Raw genomic sequence first — 13,026 nt, forward strand, 5'->3', positions numbered from 1 at the left:
CGAAGCCGTTCAGAGTGCGAATGATCGTAACCCCGCGCGCGGGCGTCACGAGGGGCCGCGGGCGATGGCGTCGCGGTACCAGCGGGCGCTGTCCTTCCAGGTGCGCTCGCCGGTGGCGTAGTCGACGTGGACGAGGCCGAAGCGCTTGGAGTACCCGTAGGCCCACTCGAAGTTGTCCAGCAGCGACCAGGCGAAGTAGCCGCGGACGTCGGCTCCCGCCTGGCACGCCCTCTCGACCGCGGCGATGTGGTCGCGCAGGTAGGCGATGCGCCGGTCGTCCCGGACGCGGCCGTCGCCGTCCACCGCGTCGGCGAACGCGGCGCCGTTCTCGGTGACCATCAGCGGGGTGTCCGGGTACTCGCGGCGCAGCCGCAGGAGGAGCTCCTCCATGCCGTTCGCGTCGATCGGCCAGCCCATCTCGGTGCGGGGGCCGGGCTGCTCGGCGAACTCGACGGCGTCGCAGCCGACGAACGGACTGGCCGCGCCCCTGCGGTGGCCGTCCGCGTGCGCGCGGGGGCCTGCGCCGTCCCAGTCCCGCACGAGGGTGGGCGAGTAGTAGTTGACGCCCAGGACGTCGAGCGGCGCGGCGATGATGTCCTCGTCCCCGTCGCGCAGGAAGCCCCAGTCGGTGAGGGACGCCGTGTCCTCCAGCAGGTCGGCGGGGTACCCGTTGCCCAGCATCGGGTCGAGGAACACGCGGTTGGCGACGGCGTCCACCCGCCGGACCGCCTCCGCGTCGCCGCGCAGGTGGTGCAGGTTGAGCGTGACCGAGTGCCGCGCGGACGGCGACGCCACGCCGCGCAGCGCGCGGACCGCCAGGCCGTGCGCGAGGTTCAGGTGGTGCGCGGCGGTGAGCGCGGCGACCGGGTCGGTGCGGCCGGGGGCGTGCACGCCGGAGGCGTAGCCGAGGAACGCCGAGCACCACGGCTCGTTCAGCGTCGTCCAGGTGTGGACGCGGTCGCCGAGGACGCGCCCGACGCGCTCGGCGTAGTCGGCGAACCGGCGGGGCGTGTCGCGGTCCGGCCAGCCGCCCGCGTCCTCCAGCGCCTGGGGCAGGTCCCAGTGGTAGAGCGTGGCGACCGGGGCGATGCCGTGGTCGAGCAGCCCGTCGACCAGGCGGGAGTAGAAGTCCATGCCCTTGGGGCTGGGCTTCCCGTCCGGCAGGACCCGCGACCAGGAGATGGAGAACCGGTAGGCGCCGATGCCGAGCTCGGCCATCGTCGCGAGGTCCTCCTCCCACCGGTGGTAGTGGTCCGTGGCGACGTCGCCGGTGTCGCCGTTCAGGACCTTGCCCGGGGTGTGGCTGAACGTGTCCCAGATGGACGGCGCGCGACCGTCCTCCTGGGCCGCGCCCTCGATCTGGTAGGCGGCGGTGGCCGCTCCCCACAGGAACCCTTCCGGGAACCCCATCAGCTCTCCTCTTCGATGGTGATGACCAGTTCGCCACCGGTCGCCTTGACGAGGACACCGTGCGGATGGTCTGACGGCTCTCCGCCCTCGACCGCGGCCGCACGCGCGTTGACGAGAAGGACGTTCCAGGTTCCGTCACCTGTCACGCGCAGGGTTTCACCGTTTCTCACCGTCGAGAACGTGGTGTCACCGACCTGGGTGACGACGGTGGCCCCGTCGGCGGGCTCGTACACGCGCAACGTGACGCCGTCGGCATGGTCGTAGTCGGGACGGTCGTCCACCGCGCCCTCCGGAACGACCGCACCCGGACGGACCAGAAGCGGGACGCCGTCGAACCCGTGCCGTTCACGAACCCAGCGGCCGCCCTCGACCCGCTCGCCGGTGAGGTAGTGCGTCCACACACCCTCCGGCACGTAGTAGGCGACCTCACCATCGGAGGAGAACACCGGCGCGACGAGCAGGTCGTCGCCCAGCATGTACTGGCGTTCCAGATGCGTGCAGGCGGGGTCGTCCGGGAAGTCGACGACCATCGCGCGCATCATCGGCAGTCCCTCCCCGTACGCCTGGCGGGCCGCGCCGGCCAGGTAGGGCATCAGCCGCAGTTTGAGGCGGGTGAAGTGCCGCAGGACGTCCACCGACTCCTCGTCGAACAGCCACGGCACCCGGTAGGAATGGCTGCCGTGCAGGCGGCTGTGCGAGGACAGCAGCCCGAACGCGATCCACCGCTTGAACAGCGCCGGATCGGGCGTCCCCTCGAAGCCGCCGATGTCGTGGCTCCAGTAGCCGAACCCGGACATGCCCAGGGAAAGGCCGCCGCGCAGGCTCTCCCCCATCGCCTCGAAGGTCGATTCGGCGTCACCGCCCCAGTGCACGGGAAAGCGCTGGCCGCCGGTCGTGGCGGACCGGGCGAAGACCACCGCCTCGCCCTCACCGCGCTTCTTGCGGAGCAGATCGAAAACGGTCTGGTTGTAGAGGTAGGTGTAGTAGTTGTGCGCCCGTTCCGGGTCGGACCCGTCGTGGTAGACGACGTCGGTGGGGATGCGTTCGCCGAAGTCGGTCTTGAAGCAGTCCACGCCCATGTCGAGCAGCGCTTCCAGCTTCCCCGCGTACCATTCCCGCGCTTCGGGGTTGGTGAAGTCGACGACGGCCAGGCCGGGCTGCCACTTGTCCCACTGCCACACGTCCCCGTCCGGCCGGTTCAGCAGGTAGCCGCGCGAGCGCCCCTCCTCGAACAGCGGCGAGCGCTGCCCGATGTAGGGGTTGATCCAGACGCAGACCCGCAGGCCGCGGTCCCGCAGCCGGCGCAGCATCCCCTCCGGGTCGGGGAACACCCGCGGGTCCCATTCGAAATCGCACCACTGGAACTCGCGCATCCAGAAACAGTCGAAATGGAAGACGCTGAGCGGCAGGTCACGCGACGCCATCCCCTCGATGAACGAGGTGACCGTCTCCTCGTCATAGGAGGTCGTGAACGAGGTGGACAGCCACAGCCCGAACGACCAGTCGGGCAGCCGCGCGGGCCGTCCGGTGAGCGCCGTGTACTTGCGGAGGATCTCCTTCGGCGACGGCCCGTAGATGACGAAGTACCGCATCGACTGGCCCTCGACGCTGAACTGCGTCCGGGCGACGGCCTCCGACGCCACCTCGAACGAGACCCGCCCGGGATGGTCGACGAAGACGCCGTACCCCGCGTTGGTCAGATAGAACGGCACGTTCTTGTACGCCTGCTCGCTCGCCGTTCCGCCGTCGGCGTTCCACACGTCCACGGCCTGGCCGTTCTTCACCAGCGGACCGAACCGTTCGCCCAGCCCGTAGACGAAGTGGTCGACGCCGAGGTCGAGCTGCTCCCGCACGTAGTGGCGGCCGTCGTCGGTGTCGATAACGGCCTGCGCCTTGGGCGCGCTGCCGGTCAGGCGGCGCCCCTCCGCGAGGAAGTCGACGCCCCACTCCCCCGTGCGCCGGACCCTGACCGAGAGGGCGCCGGACGTCAGCGTCGCCGCCTCCTCGTCCACGCGCACCTCCCCCGTCGGGTCGGCGGCCAGCTCGAAGTCGGGGCCGCGGCGCCTCTCCCCCGCGAAATGGGTGAGGGTGACACCGATGACGTCCGGCATCGGCGACTCGCACGTCACCGTCACCACCGGCCCCTTGAGCAGGTCTCCCCGGTGCCGGATCCGCTGCACCGGCGCGTGCACCGTGAACGCGCCGGGTCCGGCGTCCACGTCGAGGACCTCCACCGGATGCGACGCCCGCACACCCTCGCGCAGCATCCAGTAGCCGTCGCTGAACTTCATTATTTGATGGCCCCCGCCGTCAGTCCGCGCGAAAGAGTGCGCTGGAAGATGAGGAAGAACGCGACGGTCGGGAGCAGGCCGAGGAGCGACGCCGCGCTGGACATGGTGGCGTCCATGAGGCGCTGGCCCTGCAGGACGCCGAGGGCGACCGAGACCGTCTGGTTCTCGTTGGAGATGAGGAAGACCATGGGGATCAGGAACTCGTTCCAGGTCCACACGAAGAAGAACACGAGCAGGACCGACAGGGTCGGCCGGACGACCGGGACGACGACCCGCCACAGCACCTGCCACCGTCCGGCGCCGTCGATGCGCGCCGCCTCCAGCAGCGGGCGCGGGAACGCCGCCATCACCGACGACAGCAGGTAGGTGCCGAACGCGCTCTGGATGACCGTGAACACGATGATCACGCTGAGCCTGGTGTCGTACAGGCCGATCTGCTTCGACATGTAGTACAGCGGGTAGACGAGCGCCTCCTGCGGCAGCGTGTTCGCCAGCAGGAGCAGGGCGAGCACCCACATCCGCCCCTTGATCCTGCCGATGCCGAGCCCGTAGGCGTTGAACACCGACAGCAGCACGGCGAGGACGGCGACGGAGCCGCTGATGAGCGCGCTGTTAAGCAGGACGTGCCCGAAGTCGACGCGCTCCCAGAACTGGCGGACGCCGTCCAGGTGGAACCCGTCCGGCGGCGACAGCGGGCCGCTCGACGAGTACTCCTGCGGCGTCTTCAGCGCGTTGAAGACCACCACGACGAACGGGATCAGCATCACGCCGGCGAGCGCGACCAGCGCCACCAGCACCGCGTAGGCCGACGGGCCGCGGCGGCGGGCCCGGCGGGAAGCGCCCCGCCGGTCGCGCGGCGGCGCGCCCGCCTTCCTCGTGAGCGTCGCGGTCATCGGCCCTCCCCCAGGTCGCGTCCCTGCAGGCGCAGGAAGACGACGGTCAGCGCGACGATGACCAGCGTCAGCACGGTCGCGATCGCCGAGCCGTAGCCGACGTCGGACTTCTCGAAGAAGCTGACCCAGGAGTAGTAGGACGGCACGTTCGTCGCCCCGCCCGGGCCGCCCTTGGTCAGCACGAAGATCTGCGGGAAGGCCTTCAGCGCCGCGATCGTGGTCCACAGCAGCACGACGAAGATCTCCGGCCGGATCTGCGGGATCGTGATGTGCCGGAACCGGCGCCACCACGAGGCGCCGTCGATCTCCGCCGCCTCGTACAGCGACGGGTCGACCCGCTGCAGGCCCGACATGAAGATCACCAGCGGGAAGCCGATCTGCATCCAGACCATGACGCCGACGACGCTCCACAGGGCGGTGGCCGGGTCGCCGAGCCAGTCGTGCGCGAGGGAGCCGAGGCCCACGGCGTCCAGGAGCGCGTTGACCGCGCCGTTCTCCGGGGCCAGCAGCCAGCTCCACACCACGCCCGCGATGACGACCGGCAGCACCTGCGGCAGGTAGACGCAGGCGCGCAGGACGCTCGCGGTGCGCGGCCCGAAGTGCCGGTCGACCAGGTCGGTCAGCGCCGCGGCCAGCACCAGCCCGATCAGCGTCGGGACGATCGCCATCCCGACGATGATCAGGACGTTGTGCCGGAACGAGGCCCAGAACTCCCCGTCCTTCACGAGCTCGCGGTAGTTGCCGAGCCCGATCCACTCCGGGGTGCCGACGCCGGTCCACTCGGTGAAGCTCGTGCCGATGTTCATCAGGAACGGCACCCCGATGACGGCGGTGAACAGGAGCAGGCCGGGGAGCAGATAGGGCAGGTAGCCCCACTGCTCCCGCGACCGGCCGCGGCCTGGCGTCGTCACTTCGGCAGGCCGCCGTCGTAGGTCTTCTGGATGCCGCCGAGGACCTCGGCCGGCGCCGTTCCGTTCATGAGCTTCTGCGTCTGCGCCACCCAGGCGTCGTAGAAGCCGGCGACCGGCCAGTCCGGGTAGTAGGCGAGCCCGTCGGAGCGGGACAGCCCGTCGAAGTCGGCGATGAGCTTCTTGGCCTTGGCGTCGGTGATGGCGGACGGGTCCGCCGCGACCGGCACGCCGCCCGCGTTGCCGAGGGTGGTCTGCGCCTTCTTCTTCATCGTGATGTCGATGAAGTCGTAGGCGAGCTGCTTGTTCTTCGACCCCTTGGGGACGACCCAGAGGTTCCCGCCCGAGCCGAGCGTCATCTTGGCGCCGGGCCAGACGGCCGTCTCCCAGTCGAACTTCGCCTCCGCGGCGACCCGTCCGAACCACCAGCTCCCGGAGAACATCATGGGGAACTTGCCGCTCATGAAGGCGACGCCGGCGTCCTCCGCCTTGAGGCTGACGGAGCTCTTGGCGATGTAGCCCTTCTTCACCCAGTCGGCGAAGGTGGTCGCGCCGTAGGTCCAGGCGGCGTCGTTGAAGTTCGTCTTGGCGGTGTAGCGCTGGTAGGCGTCCACCCAGGAGCGGTCGGCCTTGTCGAGGGCGAGCTGGTAGACGAACTGGTGCGCCATGTACTCGGCGCCCGCGTTGGTCAGCGGCGTGACGCCCTTGGCGACGAACGCGTCCATCGCGGCGGTCAGCTCGGCGAACGTCGTCGGGATCTCGACGCCGTTCTTCTTGAACAGGTCCTTGTTGTAGTAGACCTGCAGGTACTCCGCATAGTCAGGGACGCCGTACCATGTGTCGCCGCCCATCGTGCCCTTGGCGTCGTACTTGGCGGTGACCTGGACGTTCGGGCTGATCAGCTTGTCCCAGCCCCGCTTGGTGACCTCGGGGGTGAGATCGGTGAGCAGGCCCTGCCTCGAGAGCAGGCCGGCGGTCGCGTTGCCCTTGTTGTACTCCATGACGTCGGGCGCGTCCTTGGAGTTCAGGACCATGGGCGCCGTCTTCTGGATCTGCTCGAAGCCCTTCTCCTCGAACTTCACCTTGACGCCGGGGTGGGTGGCCTCGAACTCCTTGATCGCCTCGTCCCACGCCTTGCCCATGGCGCTGTCGGGGGCCTCGTAGTGCCAGAGCTTGAGCTCCTTGCCACCGGAGCCGCCGCCGTCGTCGCCGCCGCACGCCGTGAGCGACAGCGCCGCCGCGGCAAGGGCGGCGAGCACCGCCGCGCTCCTGCCTGCCTTGATCATGGGTCTTCCTCCGGGGTGGGACCGAGCGCCTGTCGAAGCGCTTCGATTGCCGGGATGCTAAGCCCTCGATCAGCCGCGACACAATAGGAAGACCGACATCAATTCGACCAAAAGCCCACTGACCTGCGACAACACACTGGGAGCGCTCCCATCACCCTCGCTGCGATCGCGTCCGAAGGCAGATTCGAGCGAAGCAAGAATCTGATCGCGAAGCGAGCCGCCAAGGCGAGCCGGAGCGATGCCAGCGATCGCCGCAGTGCCCGACGATGGAGGGCCCTCAGGGCCCGAAGGAGGAGGGCACTGCAATAAGCACCGCTCAGCGCCGGCACTCCGCGCCGTTCAGTGTGAATCGCGAGGGCGCGCCGTTCGTGCCGTCCTGGCTCCCGAGGAACCCGAACTCGGCCGTGCCGTGCGCCGGGATCGACCGGTTCCACTCCGCCGCCGTCACCGTGACGGACGCCCCGTCCTGCGCGCGGCTGCCGTTCCACAGCTGGGTGATCGCCTGCCCGTCCGGGAACGCGAAGCCCAGCGTCCAGCCGTCGATCGCGCCGTCGCCGAGGTTGGTGATGCGGACGGTCGCCTGGAAGCCCCGCGGCCACGTCCCGTCGACGCGGTACGACACCGAGCACGCGGCCGGCGCGGCCGTCGTCCGGCCCGCCGTCGGGGACGTCGCCGGCGGTCTCGCGCCGGCCTGGTCGGAGGAGCCGGGCGCGAGGGCCGCCAGCAGCGCGGCCAGCGCGGTCAGGGCCCCGGCCGCGATCCCGGCGATCAGCAGCGGCCGCCCGGGCCCTCGGCGGGCCGGTCCAGGGTCGTCCAGGACGCGGGTCGGGTTCCGAGGCAGGTCCTGCGGCGGAAGGCCGGCGGGTGCGGCGGCGCCCGGCGCGTGGAGCTGGACGCCGGAGGCGCCGGCCAGCATTCGGGCCGCTTCGGCGGCGGTGGGGCGCGCGCCGGGGTCCGGGGAGAGGCAGTCGCGGCAGAGCGCGGCGACCTCGTCCGGGGTGCCCTTCCGGAAGGAGGACGAAGGCGTGGGCGGCGCGCCGGTCAGGCATTCGTGCAGGACGACGCCCAGGGAGTAGACGTCGGCCGCCGGGGTCGGGGACGTCCCGCTCACCAGTTCGGGCGCCATGTAGGCGGGCGTGCCCATCACCGGCCCGCCCGCCGTCCCGGTGAACGCGATGCCGAAGTCGAGGACTTTCACCTCGGCCGGGGTGAGGTAGACGTTCCCGGGCTTGATGTCGCGGTGCACGATGCCGGCGTCGTGGGCCGCGGCCAGGGCGTCGGCGACCCGGGCGCAGATCCCGGCGGCCTCCCGCCAGGGCAGCGGGCCGCGCGACAGGCGCACGGCCAGGCTCTCGCCGTCCAGCAGTTCCATGACCACGTACGGGATGCGGCGCGACCCGCGCCGCGGCGCCCCCTCCGGGCCGATCCGGTGCTCGCCGTAGTCGTACACGCCGGTGATGCCCGGGTGGGTCAGGGCCGCGGCGGCCTGCGCCTCCTGGCGCAGGCGCCGCGAGAACTCCTCGGGTCCGCCGTCCTTCGGGACCTTGACCGCGACGGCGCGGTCGAGGACGGTGTCGACCGCGCGCCAGACGGTCGCCATGCCGCCGGCGCCGAGAGGCCGCTCGATGCGGTAGCGCCCCCCGAGGCGTTCGCCCGGGGCGATGATCTCGGGCATGAACGAAGAATATGCCGGGCTCAGGGAACGAGGTAGCGGCTGTCGCGGGCGTCGGTGATCGCCATGTGGCCGGGGGCGTGCCCGATGGCGAGCTTGGGGCGGGAGGCCATCACGGCCGCCTGCGGGGTCACGCCGCAGGCCCAGAACACCGGGATCTCGTCGACCCGGATCTCGACCGGGTCGCCGAAGTCCGGCGCGGACAGGTCGTCGATGCCGAGTTCGACGGGGTCGCCGACGTGCACGGGCGCGCCGTGGACGGAGGGGTACCGAGACGTCACGCGCACGGCGTCGGCCACCTGCGCGGCCGGGACGGGGCGCATCGAGACGACGAGCGGGCCGCCGAACTCGCCGGCGCGGCGGCACATCCGGTTCGTCCGGTACATCGGGACGTTGCGGTTCTGCTCGATGTGCCGGACGGGGACGCCGGCCTCGCGGAGGGCGTCCTCGAACGTGAAGCTGCATCCGATGAGGAACGAGACGAGGTCCTCGCGCCAGTGGCCGGTCACGTCGCTCACCTCGGCGACCGGCTCCCCGTGCTCGTAGACGACATAGCCGGGCAGGTCGGTGCGCAGGTCCCCGGCGAACAGCGGGGAGGAGGCCTCGCCGGGCTCGGTCACGTCCAGGACGGGGCACGGCTTGGGGTTGCGCTGCGCGAACAGCAGCAGGTCGAAGGCGTACTCGCGCGGCACGGCGATGAGGTTCGCCTGCGTCCAGCCGGCGCACCAGCCGGACGTGGGGACGCGCAGGCCGGCCCGGAACAGGGCCCTCGCCTGGTCCGGCGTCAGCGCGCCCGGGTCGAGGGGTGCGGTCATGGTCTGTCCTCCCGGAGGTTCGGTGCGGGGTGCGGCCGGAAACGGAGCCGCTGCCCGGGCCGGGCCTGGGCGGCGCGTCCGATGTCGGCGGAGGCGACGACCGCGATCACGGGGTAGCCGCCGGTGAGCGGGTGGTCGGCGAGGAACAGCACCGGCCGCCCGGACGGCGGGACCTGCAGCGCCCCGGTGACCGTCCCCTCGCTGGGCAGCTCGCCGCGCCCGGCGTGCTCCAGTCCCGGCCCGGCAAGGCGCATGCCGACCCGGTCGATCTCGCTGGTCACCGTGTAGGCGGCGGAGAAGAGGGCGTCCAGCGCGCCGGGGGCGAACCAGTCGTGGCGCGGACCGGGCACGGCGCGCAGCGCGATGTCGCCGCCGCTCGGCGGTGCGACGGGCGCGGCGTCCAGGAGCGGCGCGGCGGCGGGCGGCGCGCCGACGGGAAGGAGGTCGCCGGGCTTGAGCGGGGCGGGGCCGAGCCCGGAGAGCGTGTCGGTGGAGCGCGACCCGAGCACGCGCGGGACGGCGACGCCGCCGCGCACGGCCAGGTAGCTGCGCAGGCCGGAGGGCGGGGCGCCCATCCGCAGTTCGGCGCCGTCCGGGATGTGGAAGACCGAGTAGGGGGCCTCGGGACGGCCGTCCACCAGGAGCGGGGCGGGCGCGCCGGTCACCGCGGCGAACACGCCGCCGCGGCAGCGCACGTGCAGGCCGCCGAAGGTGACCTCGACAGCGGCCTCCCCCTCGGAGTTGCCGAGCAGCCGGTTGGCGAGGCGGAACGAGCCCGGGTCCGCGGCGCCCGACACCCCCACGCCGAGCGCCGCGTGACCCGAGCGGCCCAGGTCCTGGACTGTCGCCAGGGGTCCTGTGCGGAGAACGTCCAGGCCCCGCTTCATGGTTCCCTCCGGAGCCTCATGGTTCCCTCCGGACGAAGCGGACCCGCGTCCCCGGGCGGAGCAGGGCGGGCGGGTCGCGTTCCAGGTCCCACAGGACGGCCTCCGTGCGCCCGATGAGCTGCCAGCCGCCCGGGGACTCGACCGGGTAGACGCCGCTGAAGCGACCGGCGAGGCCGACCGCGCCCGCCGGGACGCGGACGCGGGGCGTCGCGCGGCGCGGGACGTCCAGCCGCGGGTCGCCGCCCTCCAGGTAGCCGAATCCGGGCGCGAACCCGGTGAACGCGACCCGCCACGGGGTCCCGGTGTGCGCGGCGACGACCTCGTCCGGGGCGAGCCCGGTGAGGCGGGCGACCTCGGCGAGGTCGTCGCCGTCGTAGACGACGGGGATCTCCGCCTCGCCGGCGCCGCCGTCCGCCGTGCCCGGCCGGGTGGCGCGCACCGCGGCGGCGACCGCGGACGGGTCGGCGGACGGGTCGAGCAGCAGGGTCAGGGTGCGGGCCGCCGGGACGAGGTCGGCGACGCCGGGCGGCGGGGACGCCGCGAGCGCCGCGTACAGGGCGAGCATGTCCGGCAGGTCCGGCAGTTCGACCAGCAGCGCCGCGTCGCCGTTCGGCAGGATCCGCACCCCGCCCTCACTTCCACAGGTCGTCGAGCCCGGACAGGCTGTTCCAGCCCAGGTAGAGCGACAGCAGCCAGGCCGCCACGCCGATGGCCAGGAGCCAGAGCGGGTACCGGTGGCCGCCGAGCAGGTCGCGGCGGCGGGCGGCCGCCCACAGCAGCACGGCGAGCCCGAACGGCAGGATCAGCCCGTTCAGCGCGCCCGCGAGGACGAGCAGCTTCGCCGGAGCGGTCCCGATCGCGAGGTAGATGGCGGCCGAGACGAGGATGAACGCGACGACCAGCCGGTTGCGGTGCCGCTCGACGAAGGACGAGAAGGACACCAGGAACGACACGGAGGTGTAGGACGCGCCGATGACCGAGGTGATCGCCGCCGACCACATGATCAGGCCGAAGACGCGCAGCCCGGCCTCGCCCGCCGCGTTCTCGAAGGCCGAGGCGGGGGCGTTCTCCTTGGCGAGGGTCACCCCGCCGGCGACGACGCCGAGCACGGCGAGGAACAGCAGCACGCGCATCAGGCCGGTGACGAGGATCCCGGTGACGGCGCTGCGGTTGATCTCCTTGACGTTGTCCGGCCCGGTCACCCCGGACTCGATCATGCGGTGCGCGCCCGCGTAGGTGATGTAGCCGCCGACCGTCCCGCCGATGAGCGTGGTGATGACCAGGAAGTCGACGGTCTCCGGCGCGACGCTCTGGCGGAGCGCGTCGCCGAGGGGCGGCTCGGAAACGAACGCGACGTAGAGGGTCAGCAGGATCATCACGGCGCCGAGCACGACGACGATCCGGTCCATCGCGACGCCGGCCCGCCGGACCAGGAAGATCGCGATGGCGGCCAGCGCGGAGACCGCGCCGCCGATCTTGACGTCCAGGCCGAGCAGGGCGTTCAGCCCGAGCGCGGTGCCGGCGACGTTGCCGATGTTGAACACCAGGCCGCCGAACACGTCGAGCGCGGCGAGGCCGTACCCGGCGCCGGGCAGGACGCGGTTGCCGAGCTCCTGGGCGCGCATCCCCGAGACGCCGACGACGCGCCACACGTTCAGCTGGATGGCGACGTCCACCAGCACCGACACCAGGATCGCGAACGCGAACGCGGCGCCGAGCTTGGCGGTGAACACCGTGGTCTGGGTGATGAAGCCGGGTCCGATGGCGCTGGTGGCCATCAGGAACATGGCGCCGGTGAGCGCGGCGCGGCGCGAGCGGGTGGCCGGTTCCGTGGGGGTGTCGAGGGTCGCTGGGTCCGTCATGGCGGGGCCCTTCCAGGGGGTTCGACTTTCCGCAAGGGTAGAGATTGTTCAACAATCCATCAAGAGACCTGTTGATGCAGTTTTCCGTCCCCGGGGATAGGCTGGCCGCCCCTAGACCTCCGCGCGCGCTCCCCGCGCCTACCCCCGGAAGGTGGCTGATGCCCGTGCCGGCGCAGGGCTCGTGGCTGACCGACATCGCTGCCGCCCGGCACGACCTCGACCGCACCAGCACCGCCGCGCGGATCGCCGGCCTGCTGCGCGAGCAGATCACCGACGGGCGGCTCGCCCCCGGCGAGCGCGTCCGCGAGGAGGAGCTGGGCGAGGCCCTCAAGGTCTCGCGCAACACCGTGCGCGAGGCGTTCCGGCTGCTCGCGCAGGAGCGGCTGCTCGTCCACGAGTTCAACCGGGGCGTGTTCGTGCGCCGGGTCACCGCCGATGGCCTCGCCGACCTCTACCGGGTCCGGCGGATCCTGGAGTGCGAGGGCGTGCGGTGCGCGCGGGAGGCCCCCGCCGGGTCGCTCGGCCGGGTGGAGGCCGCGGTCCTGGACGGCGAGCGCGCCGCCGCCGCGGGGCGCTGGCCGGACGTCGGCACCGCCGACATCCGCTTCCACCAGGCCATCGCCGCGCTGGTGGGGAGCCCGCGGGTGGACGAGATGATCCGGCACCTGCTGGCCGAGATGCGCCTGGTCTTCCACGAGATGGGCTCGCCGCGCGAGTTCCACGAGCCCTACCTGGCCCGCAACCGGCGGATCCACGACCTGATGGCGGGCGGCGACCTCGCGGCGGCCGAGCGGGAGCTGCGCTCCTACCTCGACGACGCGGAGTCCCAGCTCACCGGGGCCTACCGCGACGAGGCCCGCTAGATCGTTGATGGGAAATATCGGTGTTGGTCAGTGGTCGTAGGCGATCAGGGAGCGTTTGACGGGTGCGTCGATGAGCCAGTTGTGCCAGATGGCGGCGTTGAGGGCGCAGATGCGCTGGCAGATGCGTGTCCAGAGTCCT

Annotated in this window: 11 protein-coding genes; 1 reads left to right on the forward strand and 10 read right to left on the reverse strand. The window is 71.9% G+C overall.

From position 1 onward, the window contains the following. Positions 1-45 precede the first annotated feature (45 nt). From AB0C84_RS18935 to AB0C84_RS18980, 10 genes are all read right to left on the reverse strand, one after another. The gene (locus tag AB0C84_RS18935; RefSeq protein ID WP_361067622.1) at positions 46-1,410 is read right to left on the reverse strand and encodes a GH1 family beta-glucosidase; all 1,365 of its coding nucleotides are present in this window, start codon (positions 1,408-1,410) and stop codon (positions 46-48) included. Continuing rightward, positions 1,410-3,701: an alpha-xylosidase gene (yicI, locus tag AB0C84_RS18940; protein ID WP_361067625.1), complete on the reverse strand. Its 2,292-nt coding sequence runs from the start codon at positions 3,699-3,701 to the stop codon at positions 1,410-1,412. The genes AB0C84_RS18935 and yicI overlap by 1 nt, the downstream gene beginning before the upstream one ends. After that, on the reverse strand, positions 3,701-4,594 hold the full coding sequence (locus tag AB0C84_RS18945) for a carbohydrate ABC transporter permease (RefSeq protein ID WP_361067628.1): 894 nt from the start codon (positions 4,592-4,594) through the stop codon (positions 3,701-3,703). The genes yicI and AB0C84_RS18945 overlap by 1 nt, the downstream gene beginning before the upstream one ends. Beyond that, a complete protein-coding gene (locus tag AB0C84_RS18950; protein WP_179847384.1) occupies positions 4,591-5,505 on the reverse strand; it encodes a sugar ABC transporter permease in 915 nt (304 codons plus the stop codon). The genes AB0C84_RS18945 and AB0C84_RS18950 overlap by 4 nt, the downstream gene beginning before the upstream one ends. Beyond that, complete coding sequence (locus AB0C84_RS18955) at positions 5,502-6,788, reverse strand: extracellular solute-binding protein (protein ID WP_179847383.1); 1,287 nt, start codon at positions 6,786-6,788, stop codon at positions 5,502-5,504. The genes AB0C84_RS18950 and AB0C84_RS18955 overlap by 4 nt, the downstream gene beginning before the upstream one ends. 316 nt (positions 6,789-7,104) lie before the next feature. Next, the gene (locus AB0C84_RS18960; RefSeq protein ID WP_361067632.1) at positions 7,105-8,463 is read right to left on the reverse strand and encodes a cellulose binding domain-containing protein; all 1,359 of its coding nucleotides are present in this window, start codon (positions 8,461-8,463) and stop codon (positions 7,105-7,107) included. 20 nt (positions 8,464-8,483) lie between these two features. Continuing rightward, positions 8,484-9,275 carry a putative hydro-lyase gene (locus AB0C84_RS18965; protein ID WP_179847381.1) on the reverse strand — a complete coding sequence of 264 codons (792 nt, stop codon included), beginning with the start codon at positions 9,273-9,275 and terminating at the stop codon, positions 8,484-8,486. Continuing rightward, positions 9,272-10,162 (reverse strand): biotin-dependent carboxyltransferase family protein, encoded by an 891-nt coding sequence (locus AB0C84_RS18970; RefSeq protein WP_361067635.1) that lies wholly within the window; start codon positions 10,160-10,162, stop codon positions 9,272-9,274. Before AB0C84_RS18970 ends, AB0C84_RS18965 begins: the two co-directional genes overlap by 4 nt. Positions 10,163-10,178: 16 nt before the next feature. Further along, positions 10,179-10,787, reverse strand: coding sequence for an allophanate hydrolase subunit 1 (locus tag AB0C84_RS18975; protein ID WP_361067638.1), 609 nt, complete (start codon positions 10,785-10,787; stop codon positions 10,179-10,181). A gap of 7 nt (positions 10,788-10,794) precedes the next feature. Further along, a complete protein-coding gene (locus AB0C84_RS18980) occupies positions 10,795-12,024 on the reverse strand; it encodes an NRAMP family divalent metal transporter (RefSeq protein ID WP_361067641.1) in 1,230 nt (409 codons plus the stop codon). Between the two features lie 158 nt (positions 12,025-12,182). Between AB0C84_RS18980 and AB0C84_RS18985 the strand changes: the two genes are divergently transcribed. Continuing rightward, entirely contained in the window at positions 12,183-12,887 is a 705-nt protein-coding gene (locus AB0C84_RS18985; protein WP_361067644.1) for a GntR family transcriptional regulator, read from the forward strand. Positions 12,888-13,026: the final 139 nt, after the last annotated feature.

The sequence above is a fragment of the Actinomadura sp. NPDC048955 genome, from assembly GCF_040649435.1.
GTDB classification, from domain to species: domain Bacteria; phylum Actinomycetota; class Actinomycetes; order Streptosporangiales; family Streptosporangiaceae; genus Spirillospora; species Spirillospora luteofluorescens.

Excerpts from the sequence above, each read along its gene's own strand:
- AB0C84_RS18965 (WP_179847381.1), bottom strand. The coding sequence starts at position 9,275 with ATGACCGCACCCCTCGACCCGGGCGCGCTGACGCCGGACCAGGCGAGG.
- AB0C84_RS18955 (WP_179847383.1), bottom strand. The coding sequence starts at position 6,788 with ATGATCAAGGCAGGCAGGAGCGCGGCGGTGCTCGCCGCCCTTGCCGCG.
- AB0C84_RS18935 (WP_361067622.1), bottom strand. The coding sequence starts at position 1,410 with ATGGGGTTCCCGGAAGGGTTCCTGTGGGGAGCGGCCACCGCCGCCTAC.
- AB0C84_RS18985 (WP_361067644.1), top strand. The coding sequence starts at position 12,183 with ATGCCCGTGCCGGCGCAGGGCTCGTGGCTGACCGACATCGCTGCCGCC.
- yicI (WP_361067625.1), bottom strand. The coding sequence starts at position 3,701 with ATGAAGTTCAGCGACGGCTACTGGATGCTGCGCGAGGGTGTGCGGGCG.
- AB0C84_RS18970 (WP_361067635.1), bottom strand. The coding sequence starts at position 10,162 with ATGAAGCGGGGCCTGGACGTTCTCCGCACAGGACCCCTGGCGACAGTC.
- AB0C84_RS18960 (WP_361067632.1), bottom strand. The coding sequence starts at position 8,463 with ATGCCCGAGATCATCGCCCCGGGCGAACGCCTCGGGGGGCGCTACCGC.
- AB0C84_RS18945 (WP_361067628.1), bottom strand. The coding sequence starts at position 4,594 with ATGACCGCGACGCTCACGAGGAAGGCGGGCGCGCCGCCGCGCGACCGG.
- AB0C84_RS18980 (WP_361067641.1), bottom strand. The coding sequence starts at position 12,024 with ATGACGGACCCAGCGACCCTCGACACCCCCACGGAACCGGCCACCCGC.